Annotated in this window: 21 protein-coding genes; 4 read left to right on the top strand and 17 right to left on the bottom strand. The window is 51.6% G+C overall.

Translation table 11 applies throughout. The features are described 5' to 3' along the window. The first annotated feature begins 15 nt into the window (after nucleotides 1–15). Complete coding sequence (locus N4599_RS06875; protein WP_062813131.1) at nucleotides 16–1401, top strand: L-cystine transporter; 1386 nt, start codon at nucleotides 16–18, stop codon at nucleotides 1399–1401. Nucleotides 1402–1583: 182 nt separating this feature from the next. On the opposite strand, the gene aldA is transcribed toward N4599_RS06875, so the two are convergent. The 17 genes from aldA to dnaA all read right to left on the bottom strand — a co-directional run bounded on the left by aldA (nucleotide 1584) and on the right by dnaA (nucleotide 20546). After that, nucleotides 1584–3035, bottom strand: a complete 1452-nt coding sequence (gene aldA, locus N4599_RS06870; RefSeq protein WP_191363748.1) for an aldehyde dehydrogenase — start codon at nucleotides 3033–3035, stop codon at nucleotides 1584–1586. A 58-nt stretch (nucleotides 3036–3093) separates the two neighbouring features. Then, nucleotides 3094–4215, bottom strand: a complete 1122-nt coding sequence (locus N4599_RS06865) for an NAD(P)-dependent alcohol dehydrogenase (protein ID WP_062813133.1) — start codon at nucleotides 4213–4215, stop codon at nucleotides 3094–3096. 260 nt (nucleotides 4216–4475) lie between these two features. Then, a complete protein-coding gene (locus N4599_RS06860; RefSeq protein WP_003712129.1) occupies nucleotides 4476–4784 on the bottom strand; it encodes a hypothetical protein in 309 nt (102 codons plus the stop codon). Nucleotides 4785–4796: 12 nt separating this feature from the next. After that, entirely contained in the window at nucleotides 4797–5996 is a 1200-nt protein-coding gene (locus tag N4599_RS06855; protein ID WP_260898659.1) for an MDR family MFS transporter, read from the bottom strand. Nucleotides 5997–6156: 160 nt separating this feature from the next. Next, a complete protein-coding gene (dnaB, locus tag N4599_RS06850; RefSeq protein ID WP_003712124.1) occupies nucleotides 6157–7572 on the bottom strand; it encodes a replicative DNA helicase in 1416 nt (471 codons plus the stop codon). Nucleotides 7573–7604: 32 nt separating this feature from the next. After that, on the bottom strand, nucleotides 7605–8057 hold the full coding sequence (rplI, locus tag N4599_RS06845; RefSeq protein ID WP_003712030.1) for a 50S ribosomal protein L9: 453 nt from the start codon (nucleotides 8055–8057) through the stop codon (nucleotides 7605–7607). Between the two features lie 5 nt (nucleotides 8058–8062). Next, entirely contained in the window at nucleotides 8063–10084 is a 2022-nt protein-coding gene (locus N4599_RS06840) for a DHH family phosphoesterase (protein ID WP_003712021.1), read from the bottom strand. 124 nt (nucleotides 10085–10208) lie between these two features. Further along, on the bottom strand, nucleotides 10209–10391 hold the full coding sequence (locus tag N4599_RS06835) for a hypothetical protein (RefSeq protein ID WP_062813135.1): 183 nt from the start codon (nucleotides 10389–10391) through the stop codon (nucleotides 10209–10211). Between the two features lie 73 nt (nucleotides 10392–10464). Then, on the bottom strand, nucleotides 10465–10701 hold the full coding sequence (rpsR, locus tag N4599_RS06830; RefSeq protein WP_003665240.1) for a 30S ribosomal protein S18: 237 nt from the start codon (nucleotides 10699–10701) through the stop codon (nucleotides 10465–10467). A gap of 32 nt (nucleotides 10702–10733) precedes the next feature. Beyond that, nucleotides 10734–11309 carry a single-stranded DNA-binding protein gene (gene ssb / locus N4599_RS06825; protein ID WP_003715685.1) on the bottom strand — a complete coding sequence of 192 codons (576 nt, stop codon included), beginning with the start codon at nucleotides 11307–11309 and terminating at the stop codon, nucleotides 10734–10736. A 35-nt stretch (nucleotides 11310–11344) separates the two neighbouring features. Beyond that, entirely contained in the window at nucleotides 11345–11641 is a 297-nt protein-coding gene (gene rpsF, locus N4599_RS06820; protein WP_003712079.1) for a 30S ribosomal protein S6, read from the bottom strand. 193 nt (nucleotides 11642–11834) lie between these two features. After that, nucleotides 11835–14369 (bottom strand): DNA gyrase subunit A, encoded by a 2535-nt coding sequence (gene gyrA, locus N4599_RS06815; protein ID WP_062813136.1) that lies wholly within the window; start codon nucleotides 14367–14369, stop codon nucleotides 11835–11837. Between the two features lie 31 nt (nucleotides 14370–14400). After that, nucleotides 14401–16347, bottom strand: coding sequence for a DNA topoisomerase (ATP-hydrolyzing) subunit B (gene gyrB / locus N4599_RS06810; protein WP_062813137.1), 1947 nt, complete (start codon nucleotides 16345–16347; stop codon nucleotides 14401–14403). Next, nucleotides 16347–17468 carry a DNA replication/repair protein RecF gene (gene recF / locus N4599_RS06805; RefSeq protein ID WP_191363745.1) on the bottom strand — a complete coding sequence of 374 codons (1122 nt, stop codon included), beginning with the start codon at nucleotides 17466–17468 and terminating at the stop codon, nucleotides 16347–16349. The genes gyrB and recF overlap by 1 nt, the downstream gene beginning before the upstream one ends. Before the next feature lie 9 nt (nucleotides 17469–17477). Then, nucleotides 17478–17693 (bottom strand): S4 domain-containing protein YaaA, encoded by a 216-nt coding sequence (gene yaaA, locus N4599_RS06800; protein ID WP_062814113.1) that lies wholly within the window; start codon nucleotides 17691–17693, stop codon nucleotides 17478–17480. Between the two features lie 224 nt (nucleotides 17694–17917). Further along, nucleotides 17918–19060 carry a DNA polymerase III subunit beta gene (gene dnaN, locus N4599_RS06795; protein WP_062813139.1) on the bottom strand — a complete coding sequence of 381 codons (1143 nt, stop codon included), beginning with the start codon at nucleotides 19058–19060 and terminating at the stop codon, nucleotides 17918–17920. A gap of 178 nt (nucleotides 19061–19238) precedes the next feature. Next, entirely contained in the window at nucleotides 19239–20546 is a 1308-nt protein-coding gene (dnaA, locus tag N4599_RS06790) for a chromosomal replication initiator protein DnaA (protein WP_003715681.1), read from the bottom strand. A 478-nt stretch (nucleotides 20547–21024) separates the two neighbouring features. Between dnaA and rpmH the strand changes: the two genes are divergently transcribed. From rpmH to N4599_RS06775, 3 genes are all read left to right on the top strand, one after another. After that, nucleotides 21025–21159 carry a 50S ribosomal protein L34 gene (gene rpmH, locus N4599_RS06785; RefSeq protein ID WP_003665227.1) on the top strand — a complete coding sequence of 45 codons (135 nt, stop codon included), beginning with the start codon at nucleotides 21025–21027 and terminating at the stop codon, nucleotides 21157–21159. Between the two features lie 133 nt (nucleotides 21160–21292). Next, the gene (gene rnpA, locus N4599_RS06780) at nucleotides 21293–21649 is read left to right on the top strand and encodes a ribonuclease P protein component (RefSeq protein WP_003712059.1); all 357 of its coding nucleotides are present in this window, start codon (nucleotides 21293–21295) and stop codon (nucleotides 21647–21649) included. Next, complete coding sequence (locus N4599_RS06775) at nucleotides 21600–22481, top strand: YidC/Oxa1 family membrane protein insertase (RefSeq protein ID WP_419719942.1); 882 nt, start codon at nucleotides 21600–21602, stop codon at nucleotides 22479–22481. Before rnpA ends, N4599_RS06775 begins: the two co-directional genes overlap by 50 nt. The last annotated feature ends 19 nt before the right edge of the window (nucleotides 22482–22500 follow it).

Raw genomic sequence — 22500 nt, 5'->3', positions numbered from 1 at the left:
AAAGAGAGCATTACAATGCAAACATTCATCATTGTCATCATCGCCGCCATCATTATGGCCGGCATGGTTTACTTGCACCGCCGCCACTGGGGCTTTAATAAACTGGTTTTCCTCGCCCTCGCGTTGGGAATCATCGGTGGTAGTGCCATCCAACTGATTTACGGGCCGAATAGCAAGACGGTCACGAACGCGATTGATTGGATCAACATCGTCGGGAACGGCTACATCGCCCTGCTGCAGATGCTGGTCATCCCGCTGGTATTCGTCTCCCTGGTCAGCGCCTTTACTCGGCTCAAAGCCAAGACCAACTTGAAGAAGATGACCGCTAACGTTTTGGGAATCCTCCTGTCGACCACGGCAATCGCTTCTTTGCTGGGAATCATGAGCGTGATCATCTTTAACCTCCAGGGCGCCGGTTTTATCAAGGGGATGGCAGCCAACTCCACCGCCGTCGAAGCGATTAAGACCCACCAGGAAACACTCAAGGGGCTGACCCTGCCGCAGCAAATCACGAACCTGCTACCAACTAACATCTTCGCCGACTTTGCCGGGACCCGGTCATCCAGCACCATCGCCGTGGTAATCTTCTCCTTGATGGTCGGGATTGCCTACCTCTGGTTGCGTGACAACCAGGCTGAGGAAGCCCACGTCTTTGCCAAGGGCATTGCCGCTCTGCAAGGAATCGTCAGCCGCCTGGTCAAAATGGTCCTGGAACTCACCCCTTACGGTATCTTTGCCCTGATGGTCAAGGCCACCGCTACGAGCAGTTTTGCCTCCATCGCTAAGCTGGGGACCTTCATCGTCGCCGCCTACGTTGCCATCATCGCAATGTTCCTCGTTCATACCCTGATCCTGATGGCGAACCGGATTAACCCGGTTACCTATTACAAGAAGGCCTGGCCCGCACTGGTCTTTGCCTTCACCTCCCGGACCAGTGCCGGAACCCTGCCACTGAATGTCAAAATCCAACGTGATTCCCTCGGCGTTAGCAGCCCGGTTGCTAACTTTGCCGCCAGCTTTGGTCTGACAATTGGTCAAAACGGCTGTGCCGGTATCTACCCTTCAATGGTCGCGGCGATTATCGCTCCAACCGCGGGGATTAACGTTCTTTCCTGGCAGTTTATCCTGACCCTGATGGCAATTGACGTTATCGCCTCATTCGGGGTTGCCGGCGTCGGTGGTGGGGCCACCTTCACCACCCTGATGGTGCTGGGAACCTTAAACCTGCCCGTTGCAATCATGGGGGTCCTGATTGCCATTGACCCGATCATCGATATGGCCCGGACCGCCCTCAACGTTAACGATTCCATCCTTGCGGGGGTAGTCACCGCCAAGAACATGGATGAGCTCGATTACGATAAGCTGGGCAACCGCAAGAACATCGTTGCCAATGAACTTTAATTTAGACCACCAACATTCATTCAGTACACCAAACGCCAGTCCGCAAGTGCAAAGCTTGCGGACTGGCGTTTTCGATTTATCCTGGTAAATATTTCAAAGGTCTCCCGTGACCCACCACTGGGACTTAGAGCCTAGCTTTGCAGTCCTAGGGTGACTTTGCGGAGATTCTTAGCGTTTTGTTATTAAATGTCTTCGGGATGGCGTTGGATGTAGCAAACCTTCGTGTCAGTGCACTCCAGAATACCGTGCATCCCATCAGAACCACCGATACCAGATTCTTTAACCCCAGCGTGGTAGCCTTGCATAGCTTCGAAGTAGTTCCGGTTAACGTAGGTTTCACCGGCTTGGATTTCGTTGATCGCGTAGGCTGCCCGGTCGAGGCTCTTGGTGAAGATCCCGGAGGTCAGCCCCATCGTGCTGTCGTTGCACATTTCAACGGCATCCTTTAAGTTCTTGAAGGTCATGACTGGCAGAACGGGGCCGAAGATTTCGTCCTGAATAGCGGAACCTTCCTGGGTAACGTTGGTCAAAATGGTTGGTTCGTAGAAGAAGCCCTTGCCTTCCATTGGCTTACCGCCAACAACGACCTTGGCCCCTTCCTTAACGGCCTGCTTAACCTGGCTGTCGACCTTGTCGAGGGCCGCCTTGTTAATCAGCGGGCCCATGCCAATGTCAGGGTTCTTAACGGTGTCACCAGTGGTAATGGCCTTAACACCAGCGACCAGCTTCTCCATGAACTCATCGGCCACGCCTTCCTGGACGTAAACCCGCTGAACGTTATTGCACAGTTCACCGTTGTTGTCGAACCGCGAACCAATGATGTCCTTAACGGCTTCATCAATGTCGGCGTCATCACAGACGATTGCTGGTGCGTTTCCACCTAGTTCGAGGGAAACCTCACCAACGTGTTCTGCAGCGGCGGACATGATCCGCTTCCCGGCGCTGACGGAACCAGTCAGGCTCGCCATGCCGATCTTTGGGTTCTTAGACAGCTCGTTGCCAACCACGGAACCTGGCCCGGTGACAAAGTTGACAACCCCGGCTGGAATGCCAACCTTGTCACAGAGCTTGGCGAATTCTAGGGCACCAATTGGCGTGTCGGAACTCGGCTTCAAAACGATGGTGTTCCCGGTGACCAAAGCTGGCGCCATCTTCCGCGCAATCAGGAAGAATGGGAAGTTCCATGGCAGGATGCCAGCAATGACCCCAATTGGCATCCGCTTGAGCAAAATTGTCTCGTCCTTGTTATCGGATTGGATAACCTCGCCCTTGTAGGTCCGGCCAGCAGCGGCCATGTAGTCAAAGTAGTCAGCCGTAAAGTTGACTTCCGTTTCAGCTAGCGAACGAATCTTCCCCTGTTCAACTTGCAGGTTCTTGATCCACGGTTCTGGGTCCTTGCGGATTTCCTCAGCCAGCTTGTGGAGGTACATCCCCCGGGTCGGTGCGGGAACCCGGTGCCAGGACTTTTCCGCTTCGGTAGCGGCATCAATTGCGGCCCTGGTCTCTTCAACCGTGGCGCTTGGAACCGTCCCAAGCACAGACTCATCGTTTGGGCTGATGACCGTGATCTTTTCACCGGAGTCCGTATCAACAAATTTGCCATTAATGTACATCTTGTAGTGTGGTGTAGCCAATTTTATTGCTTCCTTTCAAGCATCTACTTAACCAAACTCAATGTTTCATCGCGGCTGCCTAGTCACCCGGCTGGTAGTCCTTGTCGATAATCAGCACTGGCTTGATGGTCTTGCCGGATACTGAGTCGGCGTTGGCTTCGTTAATCTGGTCAAAGTCGTAGAACTTTTCGGTCTTGTCAAAGTCGAACATCCCGAGCTTATAGAATTCAATCAGACGTGGAATATCAACTTGCGGGATTGAGTCACCCATGTTGACACCGACGATGGTCCGGTCCGCTGGGCAAAGGTCGTTCCAGGTGTTGACGTCAATGTGTTGGGCAGTAACGGCAATCGCTGCCAGAACCCCACCTTGCGCCAGCGCTTGGATAGCATCTTCCATGACCTTGGTAACACCGGTGGTATCAACGATGTAGTCAACTCCCTTGCTGTCAGTCAAGTCCTGGATAGCCTTGACCATGTCCTGGTCATTGGTGTTGATGGCGTCGGTCGCACCCAGCTCCTTTGCCAGTTCCAGCCGTTCTGGTACCCGGTCAATAGCGATAACCTTCGTGCAGCCGGAAATCTTACCAGCCATCATGGCAGCCAGGCCAACGGCACCAGTCCCAGTAACCGCGATGGTCGAACCTGGTTCAGGCTTTAAGGTGTTAAAGACGGTCCCGGAGCCAGTGACGTACCCACAGCCTAGAGGTCCAAGTTTCCGCAGGTCAAGGTCTTTTGGAACCTTAACGGCGTTCCGTTCCCGAACCACGGTCGTCGTGGTGAATGATGATTGGTCAAACATATCGTCGACCTGGTGACCATCCTCGGTGAAGTGGGCACTGCCGTCAGGACGAACCCCGGAGAGGTTGTTAGCAGCGTAGTTCAAACACTTGGTTGGCTTCCCCTTCAAACAGTTGATACAGTTACCACAGCCGTAGAAGGACAGGATAACGTGGTCGCCCGGCTTGAAGTCCTTAACTTCGGAGCCGACTTTTTCAACGATCCCGGAACCTTCGTGACCCAAGATAATTGGGTAGCCGATTTCGGCATCACCCTTCCGCAGGGCCTCATCGGAGTGGCAGATCCCGGTGGCTACCATGTGAACCTGGAGGTCATCTGGTTGCATCTCTGCCAATTCAACGTCGTCACGAATATCAAACTTAGCGCCTTTCTTGTCTACAACAGCAGCTTTGATTTTCATAACAAAACATCTCCTTAGAAATATCCAATCGCTTTACAATGTTTACAGTATCACAAAGTTAGCGAATGGTTAGGAAATTTCAGATTGGTGTTACAATTGGAATTTGTTACACACCTACTTAGAGTATACGGGATTCCAGCTTAATATTTGTGAAACTTTTTATTTGTCATCTGACAGTTTATTCATATCTACGTCTAACAGTGGTAATTTACCGAACAAAAAAAGCGGTAGTGGTCACTATGACGACTATCGCAATTCAGTTAAGCTAAGTTATGTTCACTAGGCCGGACATGGGCGTGCTGCAAACGCCCAATTTGCTTCTCCCGGCCGTCATTGACGATGAACTGGTCAACCGCCCCGCAGTGGGTGCAGCTGACTACGATTTGGTAACGCTGGGAGTCATCATTGTTGGTGTCCACCCAGTTGCGTTCCGCAATCACCAGTGGTGCCTGGTGACACCGGTAGCACGGAATTTCCAGCAGCCGGTCTTCACGGAAGCCATCCCCGGTTTTGCCGACCATCCCGTAGCGATCCTCACCGTAAACATTATCAAAGTTGTTGTAAAACATTGTTCTTACTTCCTAATACTCCTTGGTAGCTGGCCGCTTGCTCCGGACGACCAAGAAAATCACCAGTTCGAGGGCAAAGATAGCCAGTGCGCAAATAATAAACAGTACGTGGTACGAGCTCAGGCCGATAATGACCCCACCAAACAGTGGTCCAAAGGCCTTCCCAAGGGAAGAATAAGCGTTCAGGATTCCCTGGTACTTCCCCTTGACGGCCACCGGCGAGAGGCTATTGACAATTGCCGGCATCGTTGGAATCACCGTCGCTTCGCCAATTGTCAGGACCACCATCGCGAGAATGTACCAGGCGTATGACTTTGCCACCAGCAAGAGGACAAAGGACAGGGCAATCGTCAGCGTCCCGATGTAAACCAGCAGGTAGGGGTTGATGTGCCAGCGGTCCAGCCAGGATAACACCAGCTGCGCCACCACAATCAAAATCCCGTTAATCGTCCACAGCAGACTATACTTGGTCATCGAGATTCCCTGTTCGGTCATAAAGACGGACAGGTTGCTGGACCACTGTTCATACATCGTCCAGATTACGCAGAGACTGATAAAGAAGGTCCAGCAAATCCAGAGGTTCGCCCGGGGAACACTAACCCTCTTCGCTGCCGCCTTATCTGAAGCAGCGCTGGCACTGACCGGCGCCGGTTCGCCGTTGCCAAAGCAGGTCAGAGTAATTACCGCCAAGAGCGTGTAAAAGACTGTCGTAAAGGCAAACAGTGGCGATACACTCCCGTGGGCGTACTGGTAGAGCGGGCCCACGATCGTCGTCCCGATCACCATCCCCAGGTTGCTGGCAAAGTATAACATGTTGAAGACGTAGCGGCCATCACGGCCCACCTTCGTTGCATAGGAATTAATCATTGTAATGATCCAACCATTAAAAAAGCCAATCATCGTCAGCAAAACGGCGTAAATTGGCCAGCCGTTGAAAAAGATCAGCAGGGCAATGATGATGGTTGCCACGACGGTCCCGCCGAACAGGAGCCAGTGGGGGTTATGGCGGTCAAAGAGGTTACCACTCAGGTAGCTGCCGACCACGTTGGCGCCGGAGTAGAAGAGCAGGACAATCCCGGACATCGTCAACGTTTCGTGGAGCTGTTCATGCATATAAATGGTGGTCAGTGGCCAGACAAAACTGTTGCCGAGGCTGCTGATAAACATACTGATCAATAACCATTTCAACTTTACCGCGCTCTTCGTTTGCATCTTCGCCACCTCCTATTAAATCAAAGAGGCTGGAAAATAACTCAGCCCCTTTTTACTATTCTCTCGATATTAAAGTCACAGCGGTACCGCCGGCGGCTCCGGCAGGCATCCCCGGCGGTGACTGCGGGACAGCAAGCCGGTTAAACGAGCGCCGTCCCGTTTACTGGTGGTCCTCTGGTACGTAAGCAACGGAAGCAAACTTGTTATACGACTTGGCAAACAAGAGCTTGACCGTTCCCCGCGGACCACTACGGTTCTTTTCAATAATGACTTCGACTTCACTGACGTTGGCCGCGTCGGCATCATCCTCCTGTTGGGCCGGACTGCCACCCTGCTGGTCATCGTCATCTTCCCCCTCGTGTTCATAATAGTCGTCACGGTAGAGGAAACTGACAATATCGGCATCCTGTTCAATTGACCCTGATTCACGAATATCAGACAGCACCGGCCGTTTGTCCTGGCGCTGTTCGACTCCCCGGGAAAGCTGGGAGAGGGCAATTACTGGTACTTCCAGCTCCTTTGCCAGCTTCTTGAGCTGCCGGGAAATTTCGGAAACTTCCTGCTGCCGGTTGTCGGGGTTGCTCCCTTCAATCAGCTGGAGGTAGTCGATCACGATCAAGCCCAGGTTACCCTTTTCCTTGGCTAGCCGCCGGCACCGGGCCCGAATTTCAGCGACCTTCACCCCGGGCGTATCGTCAATATAAATCTGGGCATTCGACAGGGTTCCCATCGCCATGTACATACTCTCCCACTCTTCGGGGGTCAGTTGCCCCGTCCGCAGGTGGTTAGCGTTAATGTTTCCCTCAGCACATAGCATCCGGTTAACCAGTGATTCCGCGCCCATTTCCAGGCTGAAGATTGCCACCGTCGTTCGTTTGCCGTCCTCAGTCCGGGTGGCGACATTCTGGGCAATGTTCAGTGCGAAGGCGGTCTTCCCCACGGCCGGCCGCGCAGCGATGATGACCAGCTCATCCTTGTGCAATCCAGTCGTCATCTCATCCAGCTGCTGGTAGCCGGTTTTCAAGCCGGTGACATCACTCTGCTGCTGGGACAGCTCATCAATGTGGCTCAGGGATTCATCCAGGACCGTGCTAATTTTCTTAAAGGAGGTCTGACTGCTCCCCTCAGATACCTGCATCACGTCCCGCTCTGCCGTGTCGAGCAAGTCGCCAAGCTGCTGGTTATCGGCGTAGCTATCGTTGATAATCTTCGTTGCCACTTCAATCAGCCGGCGGCGGGTCGCCTTATCATGAACGATTTTCGCGTAGTAACTGACGTCGCGGGCGGATGGCACTGACGAGGCCAGCTCCGCGATGTAGGCAGGTCCACCGACGTTTTCCGTCTGGTTGTCCTTCATCAGAGCGCTATTCATCGTGATGGGATCAATTGGCTGGTCGTCCTCATACAGGTCGACCATCTTTTCAAAAATAATCTGGTGGGCCCGCCGGTAGAAATCGGGCGCCTCCAAATATTCCATTGCATCGGCCAGCGCGTTTTTACTTAAAAAAGCAGCTCCCAGAACTGCTTTTTCAGCTTCTAAATCGCGGGGCTCTTCTTGCATGGGTGCATTATCCATGGCGATTCTGCTCCTTTGCCTTTAACCGCAAACTACTTTTCCGCAATGTGCACCCGGATTTCAGCCGTGACTTCAGGGTGCAGCTTGATTGGCACGTTTACGTAACCTAAAGCCTTGATTGGCGCTGCTAATTCGATCTTGCGCTTGTCAATCTTCAGCTTGTACTGCTTTTCCAGGGCCGTAGCGATTTGCTTGGTGGAAATAGAACCAAACATCCGGCCATCAGTCCCCGCCTTTCCGCTCAGCTCTACTACGGTCTTGTCACTCTCCAAGACCTTCTTGACCTGCTTAGCCTCCGCCAGTTCTTCTTCGGCGTGCTTTTCCTCAGCCCGCTTCTGACCGGCCAGCTGGCTCATTGCTGCCTTAGTAGCCTGCTTAGCGAGGCCGCGCTTGATGAGGTAGTTTTGGGCGTAACCATCGGGAACATCCTTAACCTGGCCCCGCTTACCGCGTCCACGAACATCCTGAGTAAAAATAACTTTCATCCTTGTCACTCCTCTGTTTTTTCATCATCCTTAGCGACCCGCTGGTGGAGCAGGTTCAGCAATTCCTGCTTGACCTCCGCAACGGTTTTGCCGCTAATCTGGGTTGCAGCGTTGGCTAGGTGACCGCCACCACCCATTTTTTCCATCACTACTTGAACGTTAAAGTCCCCCATCGACCGGGCAGAAACTCCGACCCCGCCGTCCGACCGCTTGGTAATCACAAACGACGCGTCGACGTTCGAAATCTGCAAGAGCATATCTGCCGCCTGGGCCGCCGTGACCGAGTCGTAATAGCGGTCCTCTTCACCGGCACAGATGGCAATTTGATCATTGATCTCTGCTCGCGCCAGCAGGTGGTTGCGCTGCATAAAGCTCTGCGAATCTTCCTTCATAAAGGACTGAATCATCATCCCATCAGCCCCGGCTGACCGCAGGTAGCTAGCCGCATCAAAGGTCCGTGTCCCAGCACTCTTGGTAAAGGACTTGGTATCGATCTGAATCCCCGTCAGCATGGTTGTAGCTTCCAGCTTATTCAGTCCCTTCCCCTCGCGCGGCTGGTACTCAAACATTTCCGTAATCAGTTCACAGGTCGACGAAGCGTAGGGCTCGATGTAGACCAGCAGGGGATTTTCAGGGAACTCCTCGCCCCGCCGGTGGTGGTCAATAATGACCAGCCGGTTTTGCAACTGATCGTACAGGGCCGGCGAAATGGTAATACTTTCCTTGGCATGGTCAACCATGACCAGGAGGCTGTTAGCGGTCGCCTTTTCCAGCGCCTCGCTTGGCGAAATAATGTGGTCCTTAATGTTCTGGTAGTTATCAACTTCCCGCATTAGGCGCTGAATATCAGAGTGCTGCTGCTCATCATCAACGACAATCCAGCACTCCTTCCCGTTCATCTCCGCGATCCGGCGAATTCCGAGGCAGGCCCCTAGTGAGTCCATATCGGGCTTTTTGTGGCCCATGACGAAGAGCTGGTCAGCCTGATCAATCAGTTCTTTCAAGGCCTGGCTGATCATCCGCGCCCGAACCCGGGTCCGCTTCTCCATCGGGTTGGTCTTCCCACCGTAGAAGCGGGCCGGTTGGTCCTGGGCCCGGACAACGACCTGGTCACCACCCCGGCCTAGCGCCAGGTCAAGGTTTTCCTGGGCAGTATCCGCCAGTTTAATCAGGTTGTTTTCCCCGTAGGAAATCCCGACACTGAGGGTAACCGGCGAATTCTGCTGAGACGTATTTTCCCGAATAATATCCAGGATCTTGAACTTCTTTCGTTCCAGCTCCTGGAGCGCGCTCCGATGACCGATAATCAAATAGTTATCGTCATCGATGACTTTCATCAACAGCTGGTTTTCCTGGGCCCACTTGCTGATTTCCGACGTGACGTAGTTGTGGAGGTTCGACACGTTCGAATCATTCATTCCCTGGATCAATTCATCGTAGTTATCCAGGTAGATGTTGCCGAGGAAAATCTGTTCCTGTTTGAAGCGTTTGCTAATCTGTTCATACTTCGTGACGTCCATCAGGTAGATTACCCGGTGCTGCTTTTGGACCAGGAAGTCAAACTGCCGGTCCCGCCACGTCACTACTTGGGGCTTCGTATCGTCCGCGTGTTGCTGAACTAGCTGGGCTAATTCTTCATCGACTTCTGCTAAAGACTTGCCCACGACCCGTTTCAAAGGAAAGTACCGGGCCATGTAGGGGTTGATCCACTCCACTTCTTGACGCTGGTTGAGCATAATCAAGCCCACCGGCATTTCCAAGAGGGCCTCTTGCTGACCCTGCTTGATTTGATACACCAGGTGGTTGAGGTATTCATTTGCGTCAATTACCAACCGCCGCAGCTGCTTAACACTGGTGACACCACCAACCAGGGCGATGACAAAGACAATTATGCCTACGACCCAGTTGAGGGTAAAAGCAAAGCAGAGGCTGAGAATAGTCAATAATAGCAAATAGCAGACATTCCAGCGGACTGCTGGGTGTTTAAAATAAAACAGCCAGTTTTCACGACTGAAAAATTTGTGCATAATAATCCTCCCAAAAAAGGAACCGTTCTTCCCATTTTCTTGGATAAATCTATCATATCACATCCGACGGCAACAAACCCGATCGAACGAATCAGGAGTACAGAAAATTGCCGCAGCGCCAGCTCTAATGACCGAGCCAGCCCGTAATAAACCCTGCTAACAGCGGAATTAAAACGCCCACAGTCGTCACTAGCAACGCGGCCTTTTGCAGACCGGTTAGCTCATGGTAGCGCTGGGCAAACCCCAGCCAGAGCATAATTACCCCAATAAATGCCAGGATGCTTGCACTGATGTAAAGTACCTGCATTATAACTTCCTCCTAAAAGAAAACGGAAGCACCCACTATAACTCTAGCGGTCGCTTCCGTTTTGATTACCAGATTAATCTTCAGCAACGAATGGCAGAAGACCCATAATCCGGGCACGCTTAATAGCGATGGTTAACTTACGTTGGTTCTTAGCACTGGTACCAGTGACCCGGCGTGGTAAAATCTTACCCCGTTCGGAAATAAACCGCCGTAATAAGTCAGTATCTTTGTAATCGATGTATTCGATGTGGTTAGCGGCGATGAAGTCGACCTTGCGACGACGACGACCGCCCCGACGTTGTTGTGCCATGAAATTACCCTCCTATCTTGGTAAAAATTTATTTAGAATGGTAATTCATCATCTGACACGTCAATCTTTTGTTCGCCGTCATTATTCGTATTGCCGGCAGAGAAAGGCGCATCGTTATTGGCTGGGGCGTTCCCACCGAAGCCGTTATTTGATGATGGATTCCCTTGAGGAGCATTATTAGTCTGTGGCTGATTACCACCGAATTGCTGCTGGGGCTGACCGGCAAACGGTTGATTGCTGCCATTGTTAAATGGTTGTTGCTGACCGCCCTGGTTCATCCCGCCATTTTGCCGGGGTTCAAGCAATGCGAAGTTATCAACGACGACTTCGGTAACGTATACCCGGTTACCCTGCTGGTTTTCGTAGTTCCGGGTTTGAATCCGGCCTTCGACCCCCACTAGGGAACCCTTATGCGTGAAGTTACTGAAGTTTTCCGCGGACTTACGCCAGATAACGCAGTTGACAAAGTCGGCGTCCCGGTCCCCGTTCTGGTTCCGGAATTGCCGGTCAACAGCCAGGGTAAATGATACTACCGCTGTCCCGCTCGTCGTGTACCGCAACTCAGGATCTCTCGTTAAACGCCCAGTTAAGACTGCACGATTAATCATTGATCGTTCTCCTCTCTATTAAATTGACAATCTAATTAAGCATCAAGCTTAACGATCATGTGACGTAGGATATCGTCACTGAACTTTGAAAGACGGTCGAATTCGTTTAATGCTTCGTCAGTATCAGTAGTTAAAGTAACTACGTGGTAAGTACCTTCAGTGTACTTGTCGATTGGGTAAGCAAAACGACGAGTTGACCAGTCCTTTGATTCAGCGATGTCTGCACCATTGTCCGTTAAAACCTTGTCGAACCGGTCTACCAGTTCGCTCTTTGCTGATTCTTCGATGTCAGGACGAATGATGTAAGTAATTTCATATTTACGTGTTTCCATGAATGTTACACCTCCTTATGGACTCTGGTTCTTCTTACCAGTGAAGAAGAACAAGGAGAGTAGACGTCTGTACGTATACTCACAGATATAAAATATAGCATAAAGCACGCTTTAAAACAAGGCACAGATAACGAGAAATCCTGAGGTTTGCGGCTACTTAATATATACGCGCTCCTCAGGATTTTGCACTTAATTATTCTAGATTTTCTGGATTTTCGTCGGGGTTAGCGGCGTCGGTGACTTCGACAGTAGCACTGCCATCTTCAGTCCCCTGTGCGTCATCGTCACTGTCGTCTTCCTTTTCGACCTTCGCCATTGTTGCGACCTTGGCACCGTCATCCATCTTGATCAGGTGGACACCAACAGCCGAACGACCGGTCTGCGAAACACTTTCGATCCCAAAGCGGATGATAACCCCCTGGTCAGTTACCAGCATGATGTCTTCATCGCCAGCAACGGTCGTCATACCGACCAGTGGGCCGTTCTTCTTCGTCACGTTGACTGTCTTGACACCGAGACCACCACGACCCTTGATTGGGTAGTCCTTGGCCGGTGTTTGCTTACCAAAACCATTCTCACTGATTACCAGAACATTATCATCCTGGTGCAGCGGGGCCGCGCCGATGACGGAATCGTTATCCCGCAGGCGAATTCCCCGGACACCAGCAGCTCCCCGGCCCATTGACCGGACAACCGCGGAATTAAAGCTCAGGGCATACCCATTACGCGTCCCGATGATCATCGTCTGCTGGTCTTCGATAACATCAACGTCAATCAGTTCGTCATCGTCGTGGAGGTTGATGGCCTTGAGTCCGTTGCTCCGGATGTTCTTAAACTCCGGTACTGGTGTCCGCTTAACCGTTCCGTCTTTGGTGGTAAAGAAGAGGAACTTATCGTCATCGTTGGTCTCGTGAGAAACGTTGATGACCGCACTGATCTTTTCCTTACTGTCGATGTTCAGGAGGTTGATAATCGGAATCCCCTGGGCAGCCCGGCCGTATTCTGGCACCTCGTAGCCCTTCATCGAGTAGACCTTCCCGGAATTGGTGAAGAAGAGCAACAGGTCGTGGGTCGAGCTGGAAATCAGCTGTTCGATGAAGTCATCGTTGTGGACGCCCATCCCCTTGACGCCGCGACCGCCCCGGTGCTGGGACTTAAACTCGTCAACCGGCAGCCGCTTGATGTAGCCGTTATGGGTCAGCGTAACGATGATGTCCTGCTCTTCAATCAGGTCCTCGTCTTCGATGTTAGTGATGTCACCGACCTGCAGTTCCGTCCGCCGCTTGTCGCCGAACTTCTTCTGGATTTCCATCAGCTCATCGTAAATGATCTGGTTGATCCGTTCCCGGTGGGCCAGGATATCCTTGTAGTCGGCAATGGCTTCGGTCAGCTTCTTGTACTCGGCCTCGATCTTTTCCCGTTCCAAACCGGTCAGCCGGACCAGCCGCATATCCAGGATGGCCTGGGCCTGCCGGTCAGAGAGCCCATAGTTGCCCATCAGTTCACCCTTGGCAACTTCGCTCGTCTGGGATTGGCGGATGATATTGATGATTTCATCAATATGGTCAAGGGCGATCCGTAGTCCCTCAACGATGTGCAGGCGGCTCTGGGCCTTCTTCAGGTCAAATTCAGTCCGGCGCCGGACAACGTCTTCCTGGTGTTCTAGGTAGTACTGCAGAATCTGCTTAAGGCTCAAAATCTTCGGTGCCCCGTTGACAATCGCCAGCATGTTGAAGTTGAAGGTCGTCTGCATCAGGGTCATCTTGTACAGGTTATTTAGGATTACCTCGGCGCTGGCGTCCCGCCGCACGTCAATTACAATCCGCATCCCATCCCGGTCGGTTTCATCGTTAACGTCGGTGATCCCGTCAATTTCCTTATTCCGGGCCAGGTCGGCAATCCGGCTAATCAGGTTGGCCTTGTTGACCATGTACGGGATTTCATGAACGATAATCCGTTGCTTGCCGTTCTTTTGCTCTTCGATATCGACCTTGGCGCGGACGATAATGCTCCCCCGGCCGGTCTCGTAGGCCTTGCGGATTCCCGCCTTGCCCATTACGACCCCACCAGTCGGGAAGTCGGGGCCCGGTAAGGCCTTCATCAATTCAGGAATCGTCACGTCCGGGTTGTTCATCAGCATGTGAATGGCGCTGATGACCTCTCCCAGGTTATGGGTCGGGATGTTGGTTGCCATCCCGACGGCGATTCCCGACGCCCCGTTGACTAGTAAGTTCGGGAAGCGGGCCGGCAACACGGCCGGTTCCTTTTCCGTTCCATCGTAGTTTGGGGTGAAGTCAACGGTGTCCTTGTTGATGTCCCGTAGCATTTCCAAGGCGATCTTGCTCATCCGGGCTTCCGTGTACCGCATCGCCGCGGCGCTATCGCCGTCCACGGACCCAAAGTTACCGTGCCCGTCAACCAGCATGTAGCGGTAACTGAAGTCCTGGGCCATCCGGACTAACCCTTCGTAAATCGAGGAGTCACCGTGGGGGTGAAACTTCCCCATGACGTCCCCGACGATCCGAGCCGACTTCTTGTAGGGCTTGTCGGGGGTAACTCCCAACTCATTCATCCCGTACAGGATCCGCCGCTGGACGGGCTTCAACCCATCACGAACGTCCGGCAGCGCCCGGGAAACAATGACACTCATGGCGTAGTCCAGGAATGAGTTTTTCATCTGGCTCGTCAGTTTGACGTCCGTAATCCGATTTGACATATCTTCTGCCAATGTCGTTCCTCCTTTTTCCGCTCAGCCCCGACTACAAGTCAAGGTTTTCAACAAACTTGGCGTTTTGCTCGATAAAGTCCCGCCGCGGGCCAACCTTGGTTCCCATCAGCATTGGGAAAATTTCGTTGGCCTGTTCGGCGTCGTCTAACTGAACCCGGAGCAAGTGCCGGTTTTCTGGATCCATTGTGGTCTCCCACAGCTGTTCGGCATCCATTTCACCAAGCCCCTTGTACCGCTGGATAACCGGCTTCGGGCTCGGTTGCAGGGAATTAACTACCTGTTCCAGCTCCTCGTCGGATTCGATGTAGCGGACAAACTTACCTTGCCGCACTTGGTACAGCGGTGGCTGGGCAATGTAGACGTAGCCATGGGTAATCATCGGCCGCATGAAGCGGTAAATCAGGGTTAGCAGCAGGGTCCGAATGTGGGCCCCATCGACATCGGCATCGGTCATGATAATCAGCTTGTGGTAGTTGGCCTTGTCAATATCGAAATCCTCGCCAAAGCCGGTACCCAGGGCCGTAAAGAGGGAGCGGATTTCTTCGTTGGCCAGTACCCGGTCCAGGGTTGCCTTTTCGACGTTCAAAATCTTCCCCCGAATTGGCAGGATGGCCTGGGTCAGCCGCGACCGCCCCTGCTTAGCAGAACCACCGGCGGAGTCCCCCTCGACGATGAATAATTCTGAGATATTCGGGTCCTTACTGGTGTTATCAGCCAGCTTGCCGGGCAGGTTGGAGATTTCCAACCCGCTCTTCTTCCGGGTTACTTCCCGGGCCCGCTTGGCTGCCACCCGGGCCTTGGAAGCCAGCTGCCCCTTTTCGATAATCTGCCGGGCTTCATCCGGGTGTTCCATTAAGAAGCGGTTGAAGGTCGCCGCGAAGACGTGGTCCGTGGCCGTCCGGGCATCGGAGTTCCCCAGCTTGGTCTTGGTCTGACCCTCAAACTGCGGATCGGGGTGCTTGATGGAAACAACCGCCGTCATCCCTTCACGAACGTCATCCCCGGACAGAGTTTCGTTGCTCTTCAAGATGTTCGCCTTGTGCCCGTAATCGTTAATTACCCGGGTCAGGGCCATCTTGAAGCCGGTCTCGTGGGTTCCCCCTTCGTAAGTGTGGATGTTGTTGGTAAAGGTCAACAGCTCACTGCGGTAGGAGTCGGTGTACTGGAGCGATACTTCTACGGTAATACCGTTTTCCTTGCCCTCCACGTAAATCGGCGGCTCAAACAGGGTCGTCTTATCCTCGTTCAAGTAGTCGACGTAGTGGCGGATCCCACCCTCATAGTGGAAGTCCTGCCGTTCTGGCTCGTCATCGCGCTTATCCTCAATGGTAATCTTAAGGCCCTTGTTCAGGAAGGCCAGTTCACGCAGGCGGTTCATCAGGGTCTTGATGTTGTAAACCGTGGTTTCGCGGAAAATTGCCGGATCCGGCTTGAAGTGAACGGTCGTCCCGTGGATGTCTTCTGCCAGGTGGTCGTTAATGACCTTCATGGAAGTCTTAACATGCCCGTGGTCGAAGTCCATGTAGTATTCCTTCCCCTGCCGAGCAACCTTCACGTCTAGTTCAGTGGACAGGGCGTTAACTACCGAGGCCCCGACCCCGTGCAAACCACCGGAGACTTTGTAGCCGCCACCGCCAAACTTTCCCCCAGCGTGGAGGACCGTGAAGACCGTTTCCAGAGCGGGCTTACCAGTCTGGCCTTGGATGTCGACCGGAATCCCCCGTCCGTTGTCGCGAACGGTAATACTGTTATCCGGGTTGACTTCGACGTTGATTTCAGTACAAAAACCGGCCAGGGCTTCGTCGATCCCGTTGTCGACGATTTCCCAAACCAGGTGGTGCAGCCCCTGGGCTGAAGTAGAACCGATGTACATTCCGGGCCGCTTACGAACAGCGTCTAATCCCTTTAAAACCTGAATTTGACTAGCATCGTATTCACTAGCAAGTTGCGCCTTGGTTTCCTTTTGTTCGTCGCTCACTATTCTTCCTCCTTAATCAAAGTGCCATTCTTAATGTTAAAAATCGTGGGTTCGTTAATCAGCTGCCGGGCAACGTCACTCAGACTGGTCGTCGTCAAAAAGGTCTGAACCTTATCCTGGATTGCCGTTAACAAGTGCGTCTGACGGACCGTATCCAGTTCTGAGAGGACATCATCAAGGAGCAGCAGCGGGTACTCACCAGTCTGCTCCTTCATCAAGTCAATCTCCGCCAATTTTACCGCCAGGGCCGTTGTCCGTTGCTGCCCTTGGGAGCCGAACGATTGAACGTTCTTGCCGTTAACCAGGAAGCGGATATCGTCTCGCTGGGGGCCAAACATCGTACTCCCCTGGTCGATTTCCCGGGCCTTATTCTCCTTAAAAATCGTCAGCAGCTGCTGGTAGGCATCGTCCACCGTTGTTTCCGACGTGACCTTCAGCTGGGTGGCATACACCAAGCGCAGCTTTTCCGCATTCAAAGAAATCTGGTAGTGCAGGTCTGCTGCCCACTTTTCCAGCTGCTGGAGGAAGTGGAACCGCGCCACCACCAATTCGGCCCCGTAAGCCGCCAGCTGGTCCGATAGCACGTCGAGCAAGACCCGGTCGTGCTGCTGCCGATATTTGAGCTGCTTCAAATACTTATTCCGTTGCCGGAGCAGGGAACGGTACTGGCTGGCGTTGTACAGGTACTTGCTGCTCATCTGACTAAATTCCATGTCCATAAAACGGCGCCGGACTGCTGGTGCCCCCTTAACCAGGGACAAGTCCTCCGGCGCAAATAAAATCGCGTTCAGTTGACCAATATACTGGGCCAGTCGGGCCTGCTCTAAGTGGTTGACTTTCGCCCGCTTGCCCTCCTTGGTAAATTGCAGCTCCAGCGGTACTCTTCCGCTGGCTTTCTGGACAACCCCACTAATGGAGGCGGACTTCTCCCGCCAATTAATCAGCTCCCGGTCGTTATTGGTCCGGTGACTCCGGGTCAATGAAAGGGCGTAGATTGCTTCCAGCATGTTGGTCTTGCCCTGCGCATTATGACCAATTAAAACGTTCACTCCGGGAGCAAAGTGAACGGTTTGGTCTTCATAGTTACGAAAGTGATGTAAATGTAGCTCCGACAGAATCATTAATGATCACTACTTGCTTTCAATGGTTAATTGACGATGATCCGGTAGTGTAACGGTGTCCCCTGGGTATAGTTTCCGTCCGCGCCGGTTGTCTGCTTCAGCGTTGACCAAAACGGTATTTTCCTTGAGGTACCACTTAGCTGCCCCGCCGGTCGGAATAATGGCCTCTTCTTTTAGTAATTGACCGAGGGTAATGAATGGCCGGTCAATCATAATTTTTTTCATTTCCACTGCTATTTCACCTACTTTACTCCATCTATTATATCACAATCACAAGCTATTTTCCCTTATTAGCCCATCTCAGCCGTTTTCTTCTTTTGGAACCATTTTTATCAAAAACGGCCTAAAACGGCTCAATTTGCCAATAAATTAATTTCACTAGGGTTAAACAAGTAAAAAACGGCCCTAACCACATTTAGTGGCTAAGGCCGTTAACAAACTTTCACGAACTAGAATGTCCGCACTGGGGTAATCAGGTGAACAAAGTTTTCGGTGTCTTCAGTTGGCACCAGGGTAAACGGCCGCAGAGCAGAGGTAAAGGAGATGCGAATCGTACTCTGGCCAAACGAACGCAGAGCATCCTTCATGTAGTTCGGGTTGAAGGAGATCTCCAGGTCCTGGCCCTCAAGCGCAGTCGTTGCGACCTCTTCTTCCACGGTCCCGATGTCAGGAGAATCACTGCTGATCTTGACCCGCTGGTTAGCTGGCTGGATCGTCAACTTAACCACGTCGTTACGGCTTTCGTGAGACAGCAGGGAAGCCCGGTCGATTGAGGAGAGGAAGGTGCCCGCTTCCACTTCCACCGTGGTATCGGACGTTGTTGGAATCAACTGGCTGGTTTCTGGGTAATTCCCCTCCAGCAGCCGGGAATAGAAGTGCGTGTTGCCAAAGATGAACAGCACTTGGTTTTCGCTGACCTGAACCTTAACATCTTCGATCCCATCGCCCATCATTCCCGAGAGCTCATCCAGACTCTTTCCTGGAATAATGATGTCAAAATTGATGCTGCTGTCGACATTTTCCAAGGCCACTTTCCGTTGCGCCAAGCGGTGACTATCGGTTGCGACTGCCGTCAGCAGGCCGTCCTTTAACGTAAAGTGAACCCCGGCAAGGATCGGCCGGCTTTCCTGCTTAGATACTGCGATAACTGTTTGCCGGATGACTTCTTTGAGGACGTCCGTCGGTAGGGTAATCGTGTTATCAGATTCAATTTCTGGCAGGTGGGGGAAGTTGCTGGCATCCTGGCCATTAATTTGGAACTTCGCGGTTCCGGAAGTAATGTCGGTTTGGAAAACACTAGTAACTTCAATTGTTACTTGCTTGTCTGGCAGCTTCTTAACGATTTCGCTGAAGAAACGGGCGGGTAACACAATGGCCCCTGCTTCTTTGACGGTTAATCCGTAGTCTTCATCGCTTGCATCGATGACACTTTCAATCGTAATGTCGGAATTACTCCCGGTGAGGACAATGCGGTCAGTGTCAACAACCATCTTTAATCCAGTTAAGATTGGAATGGTGGTTTTAGATGAAATGGCACGAAGAACGTTGTTTAATTGGTTGATGAACGCAGTCCGATTGATTGTGAAATTCATTGGCTGGTTACTCCTTTGCTGATTTTATATAAATATATTTTATAGTTTAAAAATAGTAGTAGTAGTAATAGGGCCTGTTAAAACTGTGGATAAGTCCTTGAATCCAATCATATCACACCCGTTTACTTGTGGATAACTTGTTGATGATTCTGGGGACAAGCATGGAACTTTTCCACAGCTAGGCGTTGAGCTGGTCTTTGAGTTTGTGAATGTCCTGCTGCAATTGGGAGTCATCCTTAATGGAGGCTTCAATTTTATCGATTGCGTGTAAGACCGTAGTATGGTCTTTGCCACCAAATTCTTTGCCAATCTTAGGCAGGGAAAAGTCGGTCAGTTCACGGGTGAGGTACATCGCGATTTGGCGGGGCATAACGATTTGTTTGACCCGTTTTTTACCGATGATGTCGGCCTGGGTGATGTTATAGAACGACGCCACCTGTTTTTGAATATCCTCAACGGTGATTTGACGTTTGGCGGAGTGGCGGAAATCTTTTAGAGCCCGTGATGCTAGGTGGGGCGTGATGATTTCGTTGCTCAGGTCTGCGTAAACTTGGACCTTGGTCAGGGCACCTTCAAGTTCCCGCACGTTGGTATCGATTTGTCCGGCAATGTAGTTCAGGGTGTCATTACCGATATCGATGTGGTCCTCTTCCACCTTGCTGCGGAGGATCGCAATCCGAGTTTCGAGGTCCGGTGGGGTAATCTCGACGGGCATTCCCCACATGAAGCGGGAGACTAGCCGGTCTTGCAGTTCGGGGATTTCCCTGGGCATCCGGTCGCTGGTCAGGACAATTTGTTTTTGCTGGTCGTAGAGGGTATTAAAGGTATTGAAAAATTCAATCTGGGTCCCCTCTTTGTCCGCTAGAAACTGAATATCATCAATTAACAGCAGGTCGAGGTTCCGGTATTCTTCCCGGAATTGCTCGGTGGTCCGCTTTTGGATTGAGTTGATGAAGTCATTGGTAAATTCTTCACTGGTGACGTACTTGACCCGGGCGTTCTTGTTGATCTTTAACATGTAATTCCCGATGGCTTCCATTAAGTGGGTCTTACCTAAACCTACGCCGCCGTAAATGAAGAGGGGGTTCATGTATCCCGGACGCTCGGCAGCGTTGAGGGCCGCGGCATGGGCAATCTTATTGCCGTCCCCCACGACAAAAGTTTCGAAATTATAGTAGGGATTTAAAGGGATGTTGGAAGTGGGGACAGCAGTCGGCTGCGGTTTAGGTGATTTTTGTTCTCCCGTTAAAACGTAAATTGGCTCAACCGCACGTCCTAGTTCACGTTGGACGTACTCCTTGAGCTTTTCCGTCAGATTTTTATTCCAGAAATCACGATGCATGGGCGTCGGTAATTCAATTTCCAGACGTGTTTGCGAGAGAGAAATCGGTTTTGCCGGAGCAATAAAATTGTCAAAGGTCACCTGGCCGGTGTATTGACGAAAAGAATTTTGGATCGCTTCCCACAGAGAATCGAGCTCAGTCAAAATAATTCCTCCTAATATTTAATTCCAACCGATATTCTATCATTCTCGATATTAGTTTTCCACAGGGGAGTGGACAAGCTAAAAAAAATTACACAACTCTGTGTGTAATTTAGGATTGCCGGTGTGGATTTCGGGTAAAACGTGCTAATCGATCGGGCTATTAACAGGAATCTGTGGAAAACCTAAGCCTATTAATATAAGGATTCGCGGACTTTTGCACAGGAAAATGCGGGGTTGTGGATAACTTTAATAACAGGGTGTGAATTTGGGGATGAGGAGGGAAAAAGCCTGTGAATAAGCTGGGGCAACCCGGGGTGTTTACACAACGTTGTGGATTATTTTGCACATTCTGTGGATAACTAAAAAATTTAAATATTTTTTTGCCGTTTAATAATCAGTCAAAGTATGTTATACTTCCAAAGTATGTTTGAAGAAAGAATAGAAACAAACCGATTTATCAAATAGGAGGTGCAAACGCATGAAGCGCACGTTTCAACCAAAGAAGCGTCACCGTGCACGTGTCCATGGCTTCCGTAAGCGCATGAGCACCAGCAATGGCCGTAAGGTATTAGCACGTCGGCGTCAAAAGGGCAGAAAAGTATTATCTGCATAACCACGGCCACTTTTATAGTGGCTTTTTTTATTGTAGAGGGCGGGCAAGCAATTCAGCGAACAACGATCGTTGGCGTTGTTGTTTGCCTAGCCCTTTTTCATATCTAACGTAGTAAGGCTGGAGATTAGACATCATGAGAAAGTCATACCGAGTAAAAAAGGAAAGTGAATTTCAGCGGGTTTTTGAAACCCATAATTCTGTTGCCAACCATAAATTCATAATTTATCAGATGGCAAAACCGGGTCAGAAGCATTTCCGGGTTGGAATCTCGGTCGGTAAAAAGATTGGGAACGCGGTTCACCGGAACTGGGTAAAGCGTCGGATTCGGCAAAGCCTGCTAGAAGTCAAGCCGCAGTTGCGGTCGGATGTTGACTTTTTAGTGATTGCCCGTCCGGCAGCAGATGGCCTTGAGATGGCAGAAACAAAGAAGAACCTGGTCCATGCACTCAAGCGGGCCAACTTATTTAAGGAAAAAAGTGAGGAAGAATAGCGTGAAAAAAAAGAAAAAAGCCTTGAGCCTAGCAGCGATTGCCAGTATGACAATGCTGCTGGCTGCTTGTTCCAACCAGCCCGTAACGAGTCATAGTACCGGTTTCTGGGATCACTACATCGTTTACAACTTCTCGCAGTTTATTATCTGGCTCTCCAACCACACTGGAGGCTACGGGATGGGGATCATCATCTTCACGATCATCATCCGGGTGCTGCTCTTGCCACTAGCCTTTTACCAGACCAAGTCGATGGTCCGGATGCAGGAAATCACGCCGCAGCTAAAGGCAGTCCAAAAGAAGTATTCATCACGCGACCGTGATTCGATGATGAAGATGCAGGAAGAGACCCAAAAGCTCTACAAGGAAGCGGGCGTCCATCCGATGGCCTCAATGCTGCCAATGATTGTTCAGCTGCCAATCATGTGGGCCCTGTACCAAGCAATTTGGCGGACACCGGAACTGCGGCACGGGACTTTCCTCTGGCTGCAGCTGGGGCACACCGACCCTTACTATGTCTTGCCAGTTTTGGCGGCGGTCTTCACCTTCGTTAGTTCTTGGCTATCAATGGCCTCGATGCCAGAAAAGAATAGCATGACGACCATGATGACCTGGTTCATGCCGATCATGATCTTCTTCATGGCCCTGGGCTTCTCCTCAGCAATCACGCTGTACTGGGTAGTTTCCAACGCCTTCCAAGTTGTTCAAACCCTGCTGTTGCAGAATCCATTCAAGATTCGCCGTGAGCGGGAAGAGAAGCAACGGGTTGAAAAGGCCCGGAAGCGGAAGATCGAAAAGGCAAAGCGCCGCGCTTACCAAAGTCGCCGGAAATAGTCGGCTGGTTCGATCAACT

This window comes from Limosilactobacillus oris, from assembly GCF_025311495.1.
Taxonomy (GTDB): Bacteria; Bacillota; Bacilli; order Lactobacillales; family Lactobacillaceae; genus Limosilactobacillus; species Limosilactobacillus oris_A.
Note: the sequence above shows the minus strand (reverse complement) of the source record. Positions and strands in the feature narration are given on the sequence as shown.

What these genes read in the sequence shown, in the direction of transcription:
- rpsR (WP_003665240.1), bottom strand. Translation starts at nt 10,701, where the DNA reads ATGGCACAACAACGTCGGGGCGGTCGTCGTCGTCGCAAGGTCGACTTC.
- N4599_RS06775 (WP_419719942.1), top strand. Translation starts at nt 21,600, where the DNA reads ATGCACTCAAGCGGGCCAACTTATTTAAGGAAAAAAGTGAGGAAGAAT.
- rpsF (WP_003712079.1), bottom strand. Translation starts at nt 11,641, where the DNA reads ATGGAAACACGTAAATATGAAATTACTTACATCATTCGTCCTGACATC.
- N4599_RS06835 (WP_062813135.1), bottom strand. Translation starts at nt 10,391, where the DNA reads ATGCAGGTACTTTACATCAGTGCAAGCATCCTGGCATTTATTGGGGTA.
- N4599_RS06865 (WP_062813133.1), bottom strand. Translation starts at nt 4,215, where the DNA reads ATGAAAATCAAAGCTGCTGTTGTAGACAAGAAAGGCGCTAAGTTTGAT.
- yaaA (WP_062814113.1), bottom strand. Translation starts at nt 17,693, where the DNA reads ATGAAAAAAATTATGATTGACCGGCCATTCATTACCCTCGGTCAATTA.
- rplI (WP_003712030.1), bottom strand. Translation starts at nt 8,057, where the DNA reads ATGAAAGTTATTTTTACTCAGGATGTTCGTGGACGCGGTAAGCGGGGC.
- rnpA (WP_003712059.1), top strand. Translation starts at nt 21,293, where the DNA reads ATGAGAAAGTCATACCGAGTAAAAAAGGAAAGTGAATTTCAGCGGGTT.
- N4599_RS06855 (WP_260898659.1), bottom strand. Translation starts at nt 5,996, where the DNA reads ATGCAAACGAAGAGCGCGGTAAAGTTGAAATGGTTATTGATCAGTATG.
- N4599_RS06860 (WP_003712129.1), bottom strand. Translation starts at nt 4,784, where the DNA reads ATGTTTTACAACAACTTTGATAATGTTTACGGTGAGGATCGCTACGGG.
- N4599_RS06840 (WP_003712021.1), bottom strand. Translation starts at nt 10,084, where the DNA reads ATGCACAAATTTTTCAGTCGTGAAAACTGGCTGTTTTATTTTAAACAC.
- N4599_RS06875 (WP_062813131.1), top strand. Translation starts at nt 16, where the DNA reads ATGCAAACATTCATCATTGTCATCATCGCCGCCATCATTATGGCCGGC.
- recF (WP_191363745.1), bottom strand. Translation starts at nt 17,468, where the DNA reads ATGATTCTGTCGGAGCTACATTTACATCACTTTCGTAACTATGAAGAC.
- dnaN (WP_062813139.1), bottom strand. Translation starts at nt 19,060, where the DNA reads ATGAATTTCACAATCAATCGGACTGCGTTCATCAACCAATTAAACAAC.
- rpmH (WP_003665227.1), top strand. Translation starts at nt 21,025, where the DNA reads ATGAAGCGCACGTTTCAACCAAAGAAGCGTCACCGTGCACGTGTCCAT.
- dnaB (WP_003712124.1), bottom strand. Translation starts at nt 7,572, where the DNA reads ATGGATAATGCACCCATGCAAGAAGAGCCCCGCGATTTAGAAGCTGAA.
- ssb (WP_003715685.1), bottom strand. Translation starts at nt 11,309, where the DNA reads ATGATTAATCGTGCAGTCTTAACTGGGCGTTTAACGAGAGATCCTGAG.